This window comes from Desulfovulcanus sp., from assembly GCF_982781345.1.
In genome coordinates this window covers 1-15324 of the sequence record NZ_CEYAEZ010000066.1, presented here as the reverse complement: position 1 = coordinate 15324, position 15324 = coordinate 1, and the positions used below count along the sequence as shown (strand labels likewise).

The following is a 15324-nucleotide window of genomic DNA, read 5'->3' as shown; positions in this document are numbered from 1 at the left end:
ACGCAGACAAGAGCGACCAGCGACTTGCCGAGCGCACTATTTGTCCCTGACTTTCAGGCCGGGAAGGATAGTTTGAATTTCGGCTCTTATCGCTTTTAGTAGCGAAACCTGGACGTCACCCTGCGCGAAGCGAAGGGTCTCTTGACACGCCAAGCTTATCCCTTAGATTCTTCGCTTCGCTCAGAATGACGTTAACGAAACTTTCATTTTTCAAATTCCCTTCCAAAGTTAGGGGCCTAACCTGGGGTGTATCCGATAGCTGTACTTGCTATTTATGAAAGCTTATATTGTGACCGTAGACCCACGCAGACAATCTTGTACGGCAGACTTTGCCGAACAAAAACCTGACGGCCTTACAGGCCGTGCTTAAGCTTAGTAACTATAGCTTTCCCGATGTGATGATAGCCTTAATCTATCTGAAAGAGCCGAACTCATATATCCATCCGGGCCTGAAAGGCCGGGAGTAGCTGTGCGGCCGGCAAGTCGCCGGGCGCACTTGTCTGCGTGCGTCTGCGGTTAAAAAAGGACATTGTATCTGCATTGGCCAAGCTTCCAAAGTCTCAAAAGTCATTTTCATATCATCCATCTCCACCCTACTCAACTACTTAACCAAAGTGCACCAAACTCCTAATAAGAAGAGTCACTTATCCTATATCCTAAACCTTATAATAAATATCTATTTGACAAATACAAAAAAACAATTTCTTTTCGTAAAAAACTAAGGAGTAGGAGGGTTATATGTTCGAACTAAGCGATGCTGCAAAAAAACAACTGGACATGTATTTTGCCAATCACGAGGTATCACCCATCAGAGTTTATATGGCAAATGGATGCGGTGGACCACGATTGGCCCTTGGCCTGGATGAAGAAAATGAAAACGATGAGGTTTATGAGGTAGAAGGCTTCAAGTTCTTGGTGGACAAGAGCTTGATGAAAATAGCTGCCCCTATCAAGGTGGATTTTAACGAGATGGGATTTTTCATAACTTCAAGCATGAAACTGAGTCCCGGTGGTTGCAGTTCATGCTCTTCTTGTGGCTAGTTTTTTTATACTTAGAAATACTCTGGCTCTCATTACTTCTCTCGGAGAAACAAATTTCCCGCCCGCTACCCGTTGGTACGCCAGACCGAAACGCAGAGCTTCCTGCTGGCTCCCCGAGCTGGGTATACACTAATAAAGCTCCCCTAAGAAAACTCTGGAAAACAATTTTAATGGCTAAATTTACTAAGCAGTTAGCTTTAATAATTCAAACTAAATTGTGCGTTTTTTTGCAGTTCAGAGTTTGAGATTGCTTCGCTCCTCTTGTTTCGCTCGCAATGACAGGAGCGAGAATGTCATTGCGAGGGCAGCGAAGCTGCCCGTGGCAATCTCACCCATTGGTTAAAATCACTGGCTCAAAGCGTACTTCAATATGTTTTACCTGGCCCGCAGAGACAGAATGCCAGAGCAGCCAGCAAGTAACTGGCTGCTCTGGTCTGCGTCCGTCTGCGTGAGTCTACGGTTAAAAACTTCTTTTATCAAGAACCAGCCTCTGCTTATCTTTAGCGCGTTTAAGGCTTTTGGGCTCGACCAGCTTGACCTCAAAAGTGACGCCCACTTCTGAAGCCAACCGTTTTTTAATACGGCTCACCAACTCCTGCGTTTCCCGCATCTTGTCCGAAAGCAGGGCTTCATTGGCCTCTACAAGCAATGTTGCCCGGTCAAGATGATCTTCGCGATCCACAACAATCTGGTAATGCGGCTTTGTCCCTTCAATCTCGAGAAGGATAGGTTCGATCTGGCTGGGAAAAACATTAACTCCCCTGATAATAATCATGTCGTCAGTGCGACCTAAGATCTTGCTTAGGCGGTAAAAGGTGCGGCCGCAGGGGCAGGGTGCAGTGATAAGCCGGGTCAAGTCACCGGTTCGAAAGCGAATAATAGGGAAGGCCTCTTTGGTCAGGGTAGTCAGGACCAGTTCCCCGGTCTGTCCTGGCTCCACTGGCTGGCCTGTTTCAGGATCAATAATCTCGGCCAGAAAGTGATCCTCATTTATGTGTAGCCCGTTTTGCTCCTGGCATTCGCCAGCAATGCCCGGGCCCATGACTTCACTGATTCCATAATTGTCTGTGGCCAGAATTTTCAGCCTGTCCTGAATTTCAGAGCGCATGGCCTCGGACCAGGTCTCGCCGCCAAACAGCCCGTAACGTAGAGAAAGAGAATTTATATTAATACCCATCTCTTCCATGGTATCGGCCAGATAAAGCGCATAACTGGGGGTGCAGACCAGGGCCGTGGTCCTGTAATCCTGCATGATAAACACCTGTCGCCGCGTGCCCCCGCTGGAAACAGGTATGACAGATGCGCCAATTGCCTCGGCTCCATAGTGAAATCCAAAACCACCGGTAAAAAGACCGTAGCCAAAAGCAATTTGCACCAGGTCATCTTTTGTTACGCCACCGGCAACAAGGATGCGAGCCACAAGATTTGACCAACGGCGAATATCGTTTTTGGAATAGCCAACCACAGTTGGCTTGCCTGTTGTACCGGATGATGCTTGCAAACGAACCACTTCTCGTAGAGGAACGGCAAAAAGGCCATATGGGTAGTTGGCTCGAAGATCATCTTTGGTGGTGAAGGGCAAACGCCTAAGATCATCTAAAGAGCGAATATCTTCGGGATCGAGATCAAGCTCATCAAAACGGCTTCGATAAAAAGGCACGTTTTTGCGCACCCTGTTTAATGTAGATTGCAGTCGTTCAAGCTGGAGTATCTCCAGCTCCTCTCTGTCCATGCACTCGTAGTCTCGTTCCCAGTACATTTTTTAACCTCGGAGATTTTGAGGGTTAAGGATCATGGGGTGGGGCAGGTTATTTGAACCCCTCTTTTATTTCGCTGCCTGTTGAGCCGCTGGCCTTCGGCCAAGATTTTACACGAATCTGTTGCCCCCATCCACTCATTTACCCTTTCACACATCCACACATTAACCCATTCACTCCTTAACACTTACACCCATCTGGCGTAAAATAATATACTCGGTTGCGTCCGTTTTCCTTGGCAGCATACAATGCCTGATCAGCCGCTTCGACCAAGTTATCTACCAGGGCACCTTGCCATTGAGGCTGAAGTTCTGCCACGCCTACACTGATGGTAATTCTTATCCCTTTTTTAATAATCTGGCCCTCTGCATTACGAATGACAAAATTATAGGCTTCTACAAGCTTGCGTATATCCTCTGCTTTTTGCCTGGCTTCATTTAACTCAGTTTCTGGCATGACCACAACAAATTCTTCACCTCCATACCGGGCAGGAAAAAAGGCCTTGCCTTCTTTTTTCTCTATCTCCTGAACATAGCGCTTGATTATCGTGGCCACCGCTGCCAAGGCCTGATCTCCAATTCGATGTCCATAATTATCGTTAAATTCTTTAAAATAATCTATATCTAAAATGAGTAAAGATAGTGGTTTGTTCTGACAACGAGCTTTTTTTACGGCCTCATCTATAAACTCATCAAATGCGCGCCGATTATTTAGTTTGGTTAAGGTATCTGTTTTGCTTAACTGGGCAAGATTTTTCGCATCTTGCTCCATTGTGGTAATGACTTCTCGAAATGCTTCTCTTAGTTTTCTAATTATCTTATCAGGGTCGCCCTCTGTTAAAATGGTTTCTACTGTAACTCCTTCTAAATCTTTTACGTCTCCACTTCTTTTTAAAAGTAACCCCTTGAATTCCTTAATCAACTCCGTTGTAGCCTTAAATGCTGCCTCTAACTTTCTATTGCATGGCGCATTAAGTATATTCTCCTGTTTCTGAACTATTTCCCTAAATTTTTGCTCAGAAAAATCTTTTGTTTGGAGGACTTCTAAAACAAGTTGTTGGATTTGTCTTTTTTGGTTATTTGTTAGAAAATCATACTCTTTAATGCTACGCATGTACATTATCAGTCCTCTCCACTTGGAATCCTTGGGTACACCAAGCTTGTCCAAGGAAACGCACATAGGCTCAGTACATGACAAGTTGTTAACAAATTTTTCCGGCGAAACCGATTCTTTCATCATTTTAGCACACGTCCTTAATTTTTAGGCGTCCAGATCCCTGCCCAAATATGCCCGCTGGACATCTTTGTTCTGGAGCAGTTCCTCGGCAGGACCTTGCAAAACAATACGCCCAGTTTCCAGAACATAACCCCGATCAGCTATTTTTAACGCGCTTCTAGCGTTTTGCTCCACCAGGAGAACCGTAAGGCCGAACTTATCGCGAAGCATCACGATATGCTTGAATATTTCCTGAGTAATATTCGGGGCCAGCCCCATACTGGGCTCATCCAGAAGAAGCACCTTTGGCCTGGCCATAAGAGCCCGTCCTATAGCCAACATTTGCTGTTCACCTCCGGACAGGGTACCTGCAGGCTGTTTTTTGCGTTCCTTTAACACCGGAAACATAGAGTAGATGGATTCCATGTCCTTGGCAATTTCCCGCTTAATCTTATGTCTAAAACGGTGAAAAGAGCCAAGAAGGAGATTATCCTCCACTGATAAGGGCTTAAAAACCAACCTTCCTTCAGGCACATGAGAGATGCCGGCTCTCACGATCTTGTCTGCCTTGTCCCGGGTTATTTCCATCCCATCAAAGGTGATGGTTCCTGATGCCGGTCTGATTAATCCTGAAACAGTTGAGAGTAGGGTGGTTTTGCCTGCACCGTTACCGCCGATCAAGGCAACGATTTCGCCTTTGCGCACATGCAAGGAGGCCCTGCGCACAGCATGAATCTTGCCGTAATAAACGTCTATATTTTTAATGGTAAGCATTTTCCGGGTCGATGGGTTGATGGGTTAATGGGTGTACGGGGATATGGGTGTATGGGTGAATGGGAATATGAGCTAATGAGTATACGGGTATATGGGTTATTGAGCATCTATTTTCCTTCGCTGATATTTAATAAAGTTTAACAATTTTTTGCGTAACAATTCAATGTCTTTATTGAAAGTCTCTAAACGATTATCGTCAATATATTCCAACTTATTAGCTATTATTAACTGTGTTTCTAATTCTGCTAAAGAACCCAAACTTATATAAAGAAATTTTACAAACTCCTTTCTACTGTTTCTTGCCGCTCCTTCTGCTATATTACTTGGTATAGAAATAGTGCACCGCTGCATTTGCGAAGCAAGACCATATTTTTCAAATTCCGGGAAAGTCTTCGTTAGAGCGTAAACATGCGAGACCGTCTCCAGCCCTTCCTGCCAAATCTTCAAATCTTTATGCGTCCTCATTCACCCATCCACACATATAACACATTCACCCCTCCTCTCCTTCCCCAAGATAAGCGGCAATGACCTCTGGATTTTTTTGGACCTCCAAAGGAGTCCCCGTAGCCAGTACCTGACCAAAACTTAAAACCGTAACCTGGTCGCTTATGCTCATCACCAGATCCATGTCGTGTTCCACCAGGGCTACGGTAATGCCCAATTGGTCGCGAATTTTTTGGATTAGTTGCGCCAGACTTCTGGTTTCACGTATATTTAAACCCGCTGCTGGTTCGTCAAGCAAGAGGAGATGAGGCTCAGATGCCAAGGCCCTGGCCAGTTCCAACAGCCGCTGGCTGCCAAAAGGAAGCTCTGCTGCCAACACATCCCACTTATCCGGCAAGCCTACAAAATCAAGTAGCTCCTCGGCCTTTTGTCTGCATTTTTTTTCCTCGGCCCAGTAGCGCGGTGTTTTAAGCAAACAATCAAAAAAAGAATAATCTACCAGCCTATGCCTGCCACTCATGACATTTTCCAGGACTGTCATATTTGAAAATATTTCCAGGTTCTGGAAAGTGCGGACAACCCCAGCCCGGGCACGTTCATGAGAAGGCATGGCGCTTATGTCCTGGCCATTAAAATAAATAGAACCACCCGAGCAAGACACAAACCCGGTAATGGCATTAATCAGCGTGGTCTTGCCCGCGCCGTTCGGGCCGATAATGCTGGTGATACTCTTGGCGGGCACTGAAAAATTGACCTTGTTCAAGGCTACAACGCCCCCAAAGCGCACCATTACTTCCCGGCAATCTAGGATCGAATCATGAGTTTCCGGCTTTCTCACTGTTCTTCCTAACTTTCTATCTCCCTAGCTTCCCAACTAACTTCTGAATTCCTCCAACTATGCCTTCAGGCAAAAACATCATACAAACAATCAAAATAAAACCATAAAGGAGAAATTCTATATTCTCAAAAACCCGCAAAAACTCCGGCAACATGGTCAGGAAAAATGCTCCTGCAACTGCTCCCCAGACATTGGTCATGCCACCAAGGACGACCATGGTAACCAAGAGTACGGAATGATTAAAACCAAAGGAGGAGGGGGCAATGAATTCCAGGTAGTGGGCATAAAGGACTCCGGCTACGGCAGCCAGAATAGCTGAAAGGACAAAAATAAATAACTTGTACCGGGCAATATCAATACCTGAAATCTGGGCTGCCTTTTCGCTGGTATGAATGGCACGCAGAGCCCTCCCGATTCTGGACCTGATTAGATTGAGAGAAAACATAAGGACAATTGCCAGCACAAATATAACCAGGTAATAATATGACAGGTCTGAATCAAAGGAATAGCCAAAGAGACTGAGCCTTGGTATGCCCACAAAACCGCTCGGACCTCCGGTCAACTCGATGGTTTCGTTGAAAACGATATAGACGATAATTCCAAAACCCAGGGTGGCCATGGCTAGATAATGGCCGGACAATTTAAGGGTAGGGATCCCAATCAGGTAGGCAACTAGACCCACAAGTAAAATACCGGCCAAAAGGCCAACAATGATGGGCAGGTTGTAGGTCGTGGTTAAAATGGATGTGGTGTATGCAGCCAGTCCGTAAAAAGCCGCATGCCCAAGGGATATCTGTCCGGCAAAGCCAAGGAGCAGGTTCAGACCGACCGCTACAATGGCATTTAACCCTGAAATGATAAGCACATTTACATAATACTCATTGGTCAAACACCAGGGTAAAGCGACCATCCCTACTAAGAAAAAGGTTATCGTCAATAAGTCTCTTTTAAAACCGTTCATGCGCTTTGCCACTTATAGTTCAAAATCACTTTTTTACTGCAAGCTTTTATTAAAGTGTAAGGGTTAATAAACAATCAGATTTTAGCCCGTCTCGCACTTCTAGCTATTCTTTATCTCCCGTCCCACTCAACTACTCAACCATAAACCAAACTAGACTCTCTCCACTTCTGCCTGACCAAACAGACCGGAGGGCTTCACAAACAGGAGCACGAGCAAGACAATAAAAGTAATTGCGTCTTTGTATCCAGAGGAAATAATGCCCGCGCCAAAAGATTCCAGCACACCCAGGATGAGTCCGCCAGCAGCAGCACCAAAAGGATTACCCAATCCTCCGAGAATGCAGGCGGCAAAACCTTTAAGGCCGAGCAAAATCCCCACGTCAAAGCTGGTCATGGTCAGGGGGGCCAAGATTGAACCACCAATAGCCCCGACCAGGGCAGAAATCATAAAGGAAAGCAGAACCATACGCTGGACATTGATGCCTACCAGGTAGGCAGCCTTCTGTTCATAAGAGCAGGCGAGCATCCCTTTGCCATATATGGTCCTGGTAAAAAAGAACTTCAGTGCGCATAGCAAAAGTAGCGTTATGCTCAAAATCCAAATGCTTTGCGGATGCATGGAGGCCCCAAAAAATGATATGGGACTGTCGCCGCTAAAGGAGGGTAGGGCAAAGGTATCCTTGCCCCATAAAAGCATGGCCACGCCCCGGATAAAAATCGAAATGCCAATAGTTATAATGATTAGATTTATAGTCGAGCTGTTTTGCACCGGGCGTATGGTAAAACGCTCAATTAACGCCCCAACGCAAGTGGTAATAATCACGGCCAGAAGCACAGCCGGTACCAGACCCAGGTTTAAAATTTTGAGCAAAAATACACTAAGCATGCCACCAAGCATGACAAACTCACCCTGGGCAAAATTGATTATACCGGTGGTGTTGAAGATAATAGTAAAACCAAGGGCAGTAAGGCCGTAGGTGCTGCCCACGGTTAGACCCGATATTAAAAGTTGGATATAATCTGACAACACCATCTTTCTGTCTCACTTGTTAGAACAAGCCTTGCTCAAATATCCACAATAAAAGCTTTGGCCATCCAAGGCCTTACTATTTTCTGGTTTTACTTTCGGGGTGAGGTAGATTTTATCCGCACAGGCAATGGCTATATGGTTATCCTCTACTCCGAGAATAGTCCCGGGAGGAACCTTTTCTGTCAGGTCCGGACCAATCTTACCGGGATAGACGTGAAGTCTTATTTTTTTCTGATTAGGGCGGGCCCAGTCTAAATAAGCTCCGGGCCAGGGATAAAGTGCTCTTATTTGATTGTGCACCTGCAAGCAGGGCCGATTCCAATCAATAAGCCCTTCTTCTTTTTTTAATTTGGGGGCGTAAGTAGCCAACTCATCCGGTTGAGGAATAGGTACCAACTTGTTCTGCACCATCTTTTCAAGGGCCTCTACAAGAAGTCTGCCACCTAAATGGGCGAGGTCATCGTGCAAGCTCTTGGCCGTATCCTCGATGCCAATGGCCATGGCCCGCTGCAAAAGAATAGGGCCGGTATCCATACCTTCATCCATTAGCATGATGGTAATCCCTGTTGCTGACTCCCCAGCCATAATAGCCCGCTGGATGGGGGCTGCCCCGCGATATTTGGGTAAAAGCGAAGCATGGACATTAACTGCTCCAAACCTGGCTGTATCTAAAACCTGTTTTGGCAAAATCAGTCCATAAGCAGCCACAAGCAAAAAATCCGGGGCCAATGCCTTTAGTGCCAGGACGTCATCTTCCTGCTTAAAATTCTTCGGCTGAAATACTGGCAGTCCCTTTTGCATGGCCATTTCCTTAACTGGCGAAGCCTTGCACTTCTGGCCCCGTCCACAGGGGCGGTCTGGCTGAGTATACACTGCAACCACCTCTCCCCCTGGCCAGTCAAGAACATAATTCAAAATGATGGCCGCAAACTCCGGCGTGCCCATAAACACTAAACGTTTTTTCTCTTGCGCAGCCATTTTTTTAACCTTTTTTCATACAAATTTCGCTTCAGCCTGCTGATATGATCAATAAATAAAATGCCATCAAGATGGTCTACCTCATGTTGCAGGCACACAGCATACAGATCTTCGGCATCAAACTCCACTTCTTTCCCTTCAAGATCCAAGGCCTTGAACTTTATTTTAGCCGCCCTTTTTACTTTGGCCCGATAACCAATAACACTCAAACAACCTTCTTCTGTCTCAATTTCTCCTTCCCGGGCAATAATTTCTGGGTTTATAAACACTTGCAAATCTTCTCTTTTTTCCGGCCCGCTAAGATCCACTGTAATCAAGCGAATACTTTCTCCCACCTGCGGTGCTGCCAGGCCAATGCCTTCATTATCATACATAATCTCGCTCATTTCCTTGGCCAGCTCTTTGATCTCGTTTGTAATTTCAGTGATGGGAGCTGCCTTTCTGGCCAAGATTTCATTGGGATAATGAATAATCTTTCTGGACATTAACTCACCTTATTTCAACTTATCCAAATTTTCTAACTTCACTTGCTAATTTCTTATCTCCTAGCTTCCCATCTTCCCAGCCTCTTTCTCTCTAAGCCTTATGCTCAGCTCTCTGAGCTGTCTACTGGTCACCCGAGAGGGTGCATCTGTCAGCAAGCATGTGGCCTTCTGGGTTTTGGGGAAGGCAATGACATCGCGTATAGACTTGGCCTTGCATAGCAACATAATAATCCGGTCAAGGCCAAAGGCAATACCTCCATGAGGAGGGGCGCCGTATTCCAGTGCATTTAAGAGAAAACCAAATTTTTCTTCTGCCTCCTCTTTATCAATACCAAGGGCATTGAACATTTCCCGCTGCATTTCCTGCGAATGAATACGAATTGACCCGCCACCTATTTCATTGCCGTTTAAAACCAGGTCATAGGCCCTGGCCAAAGCATTTGCCGGGTCTTGTTTTAACTTATCCAGATGTCCTGGCTGCGGGGAAGTAAAGGGATGGTGCCTGGCAACCCATCTTTTTTCATCCTCATCCCACTCGAGCAAAGGAAAATCTGTTATCCAGACAAAGCTGAAGGTGTCCTCCGGAATAAGTCCAAACCTCTCTCCCAATTTTAAACGTAAATAACCAAGAGCAGTATTAACCATCTCCTTCGGCCCTGCCTGGAAGAAAACTATGTCTCCAGGTTTTAAATCCAAGGCCCTGGTTAAACCGTCTCTTTCTTCCTGGCTTAAAAATTTGGCAATGGGTGACTGCCAGGTATCTTCCTTGATCTTTATCCAGGCCAGACCCTGCGCTCCGTAAATACGCACAAAATCAGTTAAGTCATCAATCTCCTTGCGCGAGAGCACGGCCCCTTCCGGTACCGAGAGGGCCTTGACCAGCTCGGCCCGGGCAAACAATCGAAACTCTGAACCACGTACAATGTCGGTCACATCTTTTAGGGTCAACCCAAAACGCAGGTCAGGCTTGTCCAGGCCGTAATCGGCTATGGCCTGGGCGTAGCTCATTCGTGGAAAGGGAGTCTCCAAGTCAATGCCCAGAGTATCTTTAAATAGGCGGGCCATGAGCCCTTCGGCCATGGCCATAACGTCATCTTCTTCAACAAAAGACATCTCAATATCTATTTGGGTAAACTCAGGCTGGCGGTCAGCGCGCAAATCTTCATCGCGAAAACATTTTACAATCTGATAGTACCGATCAAACCCTGCGCACATCAGAAGCTGCTTAAACAACTGTGGAGATTGGGGCAGGGCATAAAACTTACCCTGATTGACTCTGCTGGGAACCAAGAAATCTCTGGCCCCTTCCGGAGTGCTCTTGGTAAGTACCGGCGTCTCGATTTCCAAAAAACCCGATTCATTCAGAAAGTTGCGCACACTCTGTGCAGCCTTGCTTCGCAAGATAATATTTTTGGCCAATTTTGGCCGTCTCAAATCAAGATAACGGTATTTGAGACGTAGGTTCTCAGATACATCCACTCGGTCTTCAATGAGGAAAGGAGGGGTTTTGGAAGTATTTAGCAGCTTAAATTCGTTAACCGCCACCTCAATCTCGCCGGTGACAAGGTTTGGGTTGACCATATCTTCAGGTCTTTTGCGTACTGTTCCTTTAATGGCCAGCACGTATTCCGTGCGCAAAACATGGGCCTCTTCAAGGGCCTGTTTATTTACTTCCGGGGCAAAAACTATCTGGGTCAACCCCTGAAGGTCGCGCAAATCTATAAAAATCAATCCCCCGTGATCCCGGCGATATTGAACCCAACCCATGAGACATACTTCCTGCCCCACGTTACTTAAGCCCAGCTCGTTGCAATTATGCGTCCTCTTCCATCCGTCAAGATTACTTAGCGGCATATTGAGTTTTCTCTCTTCCATTATTCTCTCCACTATATCAAAAAATTAAATAAATTGGTTGCACTTGGCATGTTTACACGTCTCCCTGCTCCATAGCCTTTGAGATTCTTCACTCTGCCATGCTCCGTTCAGAATGATGTGTTAAGGTATTCGCATAGATCCGTGCAAATTAACTCAACAACGATTCCTGTAACAATCCGGGGCTTTTGGAAAACAGCGAAAACTGCCTGACCGAGTTAGACAGCCTTAATTAAAATCTTTTTAAATCGTTAGCCCCAAAATTTGCTTAAGAGTCTGTGGCCAAACCCCCACTATCTATAGTTTAAATTGAGCTATTTTTTTGCAGTTCAAACCTTGAGATTACTTCGCCACACTTTGTTCCCCTCGCAATGACAGGAGCGAGATTGTCATTGCAAGGGCAGCGAAGCTGTCCGTGGCAATCTCACCCATTGAGTGAAAATCGCTCAACTAAGGTATAAATAAAGATGCAACTGCAACAATTAAAATTTTACAGTTTTGACAAAAATCTTTATCTTGTAACCTATTCAAATAATTCAACATTCATCATTCAAAATTCAACATTGCCTGCAAAAAGGGACTTTTTGCAGGCGCATCATTATTGCTAATTGTCAATAAACAAAATTTACCCACTTTCACTGATTCAGGTCTAAAAGTTGAATTTAATGTAGATTCAACCCCAGCGCCTGCTCCAGATCGTCCTGGCTGACAGCCTGCTGCACCCCAGTCTGCATGTCCTTAACCACAATCTCTCCTCTTTCTATCTCGTCAACCCCCAAAAGCAGACAGGTTTTTACACCTAGTTTGTTGGCCAGACGCAACTGGCTCTTGACACTCTTGACCTCAAAGCTCACTTCACCTGAATAGCCAGCATCTCTCAGTCTTTTGGCCAGAATAAGTGCTTTATTCAAGGCCTGCTCATGTAAAACCGCCAGATAAAAATCCAATTTTTGTTCTTTTATATCCGTAAGCAGCAGGGCAAGCCTCTCCATTCCGCAGGCAAACCCCAAGCCTGGCACATCCGGGCCACCCAATGCTTTGCATAAACCATCATAGCGACCACCACCTGCCACTGCGGTCTGGGCGCCAATTGCGGAAGACACCACTTCAAATGTTGTTCTCTGATAGTAATCAAGCCCCCGAACCAAAAAAGGATTGAAATGATAAGAAAGACCAGCCTGGTCTAAAATAGAGAGCACGGTCTCAAAATGGCTTGCGCAATCAGAACACAAATGCTCAGAGATCTTGGGGGCCTCTTGTACCAGGGACTTGCAGCGAGCCACCTTGCAGTCCAGGACACGCAAAGGATTGACCTTTGACCTGCGCTGACAATCAGGGCATAAGCTATCTTGTTCCAGATTCTGCAAAAAGTTGACTAAATTTTTATGAAAGCCAGGCCTGCAAACTGCACAACCCAAGGAGTTAATCTCAATGTCCAAACGAGTTAAGCCCAAGCTTTCCAGATATGCCCAGAGCATAATAAGAAGTTCCGCATCAGCCTGCGGTGCCTGCGGGCCAAGTACCTCAACATTGATCTGGTGGAATTGCCGCATACGTCCCTTTTGTGGCCTCTCATATCGAAACATAGGCCCAAAAGTAAACAATTTGCTCACCCGCTCCCTGGAATGAAGCTGATTTTCAATATATGCCCGCAAAACACCGGCGGTAGCCTCCGGCCTTAGAGTTAGACTTCGCCCTTTGCGGTCTAAAAAGGTATACATCTCCTTTTGCACGATATCTGTCTCATCTCCAATAGATCTGGCAAAAAGCTCGGTCTTTTCTAAAATGGGAATTCTGATTTCTTTGCACCCATAACGAGAAAAAACCTGCCTGGCCTTTTCCTCCATGAACACAAATACGTTACTTTCCGGAGGGAAAAGATCACAAAACCCTTTAATTTTATTGATTTTTGACATGATAATTTTTTCTGTTAAAAAAATTTCTTTATTAACATTGAGTTAATACCTAAGACACTTCCGCCAATGAATTTTTTGCTGTTAGTTCAAGAGGTTTTCCTTGTCAAAAAATTGTTGCCCCGATTAACTTTTATGTGTTTATCTTAAAAGTCTGTGGCCACACCTAATATTGTAGCAATTTTCAACAACCCATTTTAAAATTTAACCTTTAAAACTCAAAGTGAAACCAGGAGAAAACATGCTCAAAGCAATATCTATTGTCGGATTCAAAAAATCAGGAAAAACCACTTTAATCACCCAATTAGCCGAGCACCTTAAATCCCGCGGGATTAAAGTTGCTGCAGCTAAATTCTCCCATCATGGCCTGGACAAAAACGACACCGACACCAAAAAAATTGCCCAGGTTGCTGCACCTGTTATAGGTCTCACCCAGAATGAAGCGGCCATATTCTGGCCAGAAAAAAAATACCTGCTAGATCTCTTGCCACTGGTTTCAGCTGACATCTTACTAGTTGAAGGAGGCAAAAGTCTAACCTGGCTGCCACGCATCCTGGTCTTAAAATCCGAACAAGAAGCCAGGGAAATGGATAATGGTCTGGCCTTGGCCACATGGGGTGAAATTGAAGTACCTTGTCTACCCAGGATAAACTCCATTGCCGAACTTGCTGATCTTGTCCTAAACAAGGGTTTTGCCTTGGCAGGTATAGATTGTGGATCTTGTAACAGGCCTGACTGCTTGCATCTGGCCAGGGAAATTGTTCAGGGGCAAGCCAGCCCAAAGGAGTGTTCAGCCCAAAATACCCAAAAAATGTCCATTACTGTCAATGGTCATAAACTGGCCTTAAATACGTTTGTTGAAAGAATCATAGCCAAATCTATTCTGGGTATGCTCTCTGAACTCAAAGGATATGCTCCCGGGAAAATAAAAATAGAAATAGATGGGTGAATGGGTGAATGTGAATATGAGTATATGGGAGGATGGGATTAGTGGTCACATCCCATCTTCCCAACTTCTATATTCTACTCTTCAACAATCTCTGCCAAATACTTGCCATATTCATTTTTGTCGTATCTTCTCGCCAGCTCAAGTAATTGGTCCTTTTCTATGTACCCTTTGCGATAGGCGATCTCCTCCACGCATCCAATCTTAAATCCCTGCCTCTGCTGGATGGCCTGAATAAAGCTGCTGGCCTGGTGTAGAGATTCATGAGTCCCTGCATCCAGCCAGGCATACCCGCGACCCAAAAGTTCAACCTGCAACTCTCCCTTGTTTAAATAGGCTAGGTTGACATCGGTTATTTCCAGCTCGCCTCGGGGTGAAGGTTTTAGACTTTTGGCAATTTCAATAACCTGATTATCATAAAAATAAATCCCCGGTACAGCATATTTTGACTTGGGCTTCTCAGGCTTTTCTTCAATACCAATCACCTTACCCTGGCTATCAAACTCGACCACCCCGTACCTCTCAGGATCCTTAACAGGATAGCCAAAGATAATACCTCCCCGTTCCAGCTGAACACATCGATTTAGGACTCTTGATAATCCCTCCCCATAAAGGATGTTATCACCAAGGACCAGACAAACATTTTCCCGGCCAATAAATTCCTCACCCAAAATAAAGGCCTGGGCCAATCCATCTGGCCTTGGTTGCTCTTTATAGGCTAGTTTTATTCCCAGTTCCTGACCATCACCAAGAAGCTGCTTAAACCTGGGCAGATCCTGCGGAGTCGAGATGAGCATAATCTCTCTGATCCCAGCCAGCATCAAAACCGACAGGGGATAGTAAATCATGGGTTTATCATACACAGGCAAAAGCTGTTTGCTTACCGCCACGGTCAAAGGATAAAGCCTGGTTCCAGAACCGCCAGCCAAAATTATACCCTTCACTTAAATTTGCCTCCTTATTTAAAAACGTAATAGGTAAAGGACTCTGTGACCAAACCCCATTTTGACCACCGAATTAGAAATCCTGGTTTCTTGAAAGCCTTGCAAAGGGCTGGGTAAGCCATCTTGA

General features: G+C 45.4%; 14 protein-coding genes. 2 read left to right on the top strand and 12 right to left on the bottom strand.

What is annotated here, in order from left to right; genetic code table 11:
* Window positions 1-738 precede the first annotated feature (738 nt).
* Entirely contained in the window at window positions 739-1041 is a 303-nt protein-coding gene (locus AC3WVG_RS09795) for an IscA/HesB family protein (RefSeq protein ID WP_488797946.1), read from the top strand.
* A 460-nt stretch (window positions 1042-1501) separates the two neighbouring features.
* On the opposite strand, the gene AC3WVG_RS09790 is transcribed toward AC3WVG_RS09795, so the two are convergent.
* From AC3WVG_RS09790 to hisS, 11 genes are all read right to left on the bottom strand, one after another.
* The gene (locus tag AC3WVG_RS09790; RefSeq protein WP_488797945.1) at window positions 1502-2800 is read right to left on the bottom strand and encodes a phenylacetate--CoA ligase family protein; all 1299 of its coding nucleotides are present in this window, start codon (window positions 2798-2800) and stop codon (window positions 1502-1504) included.
* A gap of 178 nt (window positions 2801-2978) precedes the next feature.
* Window positions 2979-4037, bottom strand: a complete 1059-nt coding sequence (locus tag AC3WVG_RS09785; RefSeq protein ID WP_488797944.1) for a GGDEF domain-containing protein — start codon at window positions 4035-4037, stop codon at window positions 2979-2981.
* Window positions 4038-4058: 21 nt separating this feature from the next.
* On the bottom strand, window positions 4059-4787 hold the full coding sequence (locus tag AC3WVG_RS09780; RefSeq protein WP_488797943.1) for an ABC transporter ATP-binding protein: 729 nt from the start codon (window positions 4785-4787) through the stop codon (window positions 4059-4061).
* 96 nt (window positions 4788-4883) lie between these two features.
* On the bottom strand, window positions 4884-5252 hold the full coding sequence (locus AC3WVG_RS09775) for a four helix bundle protein (RefSeq protein ID WP_488797942.1): 369 nt from the start codon (window positions 5250-5252) through the stop codon (window positions 4884-4886).
* A 25-nt stretch (window positions 5253-5277) separates the two neighbouring features.
* Window positions 5278-6069, bottom strand: a complete 792-nt coding sequence (locus tag AC3WVG_RS09770; protein ID WP_488797941.1) for an ABC transporter ATP-binding protein — start codon at window positions 6067-6069, stop codon at window positions 5278-5280.
* A gap of 16 nt (window positions 6070-6085) precedes the next feature.
* Complete coding sequence (locus tag AC3WVG_RS09765) at window positions 6086-7030, bottom strand: branched-chain amino acid ABC transporter permease (protein WP_488797940.1); 945 nt, start codon at window positions 7028-7030, stop codon at window positions 6086-6088.
* A 150-nt stretch (window positions 7031-7180) separates the two neighbouring features.
* The gene (locus tag AC3WVG_RS09760) at window positions 7181-8062 is read right to left on the bottom strand and encodes a branched-chain amino acid ABC transporter permease (protein ID WP_252381526.1); all 882 of its coding nucleotides are present in this window, start codon (window positions 8060-8062) and stop codon (window positions 7181-7183) included.
* 9 nt (window positions 8063-8071) lie between these two features.
* Window positions 8072-9037 (bottom strand): methionyl-tRNA formyltransferase, encoded by a 966-nt coding sequence (gene fmt, locus AC3WVG_RS09755; protein WP_488797939.1) that lies wholly within the window; start codon window positions 9035-9037, stop codon window positions 8072-8074.
* Window positions 9010-9522, bottom strand: coding sequence for a peptide deformylase (gene def / locus AC3WVG_RS09750; RefSeq protein ID WP_488797938.1), 513 nt, complete (start codon window positions 9520-9522; stop codon window positions 9010-9012). Before def ends, fmt begins: the two co-directional genes overlap by 28 nt.
* 60 nt (window positions 9523-9582) lie before the next feature.
* Window positions 9583-11397, bottom strand: a complete 1815-nt coding sequence (gene aspS / locus AC3WVG_RS09745) for an aspartate--tRNA ligase (RefSeq protein WP_488797937.1) — start codon at window positions 11395-11397, stop codon at window positions 9583-9585.
* A gap of 659 nt (window positions 11398-12056) precedes the next feature.
* Window positions 12057-13310, bottom strand: coding sequence for a histidine--tRNA ligase (gene hisS, locus AC3WVG_RS09740; protein ID WP_488797936.1), 1254 nt, complete (start codon window positions 13308-13310; stop codon window positions 12057-12059).
* A gap of 238 nt (window positions 13311-13548) precedes the next feature.
* On the opposite strand from hisS, the gene AC3WVG_RS09735 reads away from it, so the two are divergent.
* Window positions 13549-14256: a molybdopterin-guanine dinucleotide biosynthesis protein MobB gene (locus tag AC3WVG_RS09735; RefSeq protein ID WP_488797935.1), complete on the top strand. Its 708-nt coding sequence runs from the start codon at window positions 13549-13551 to the stop codon at window positions 14254-14256.
* 74 nt (window positions 14257-14330) lie between these two features.
* On the opposite strand, the gene rfbA is transcribed toward AC3WVG_RS09735, so the two are convergent.
* A complete protein-coding gene (gene rfbA / locus AC3WVG_RS09730) occupies window positions 14331-15197 on the bottom strand; it encodes a glucose-1-phosphate thymidylyltransferase RfbA (protein WP_488797934.1) in 867 nt (288 codons plus the stop codon).
* Window positions 15198-15324 lie beyond the last annotated feature (127 nt).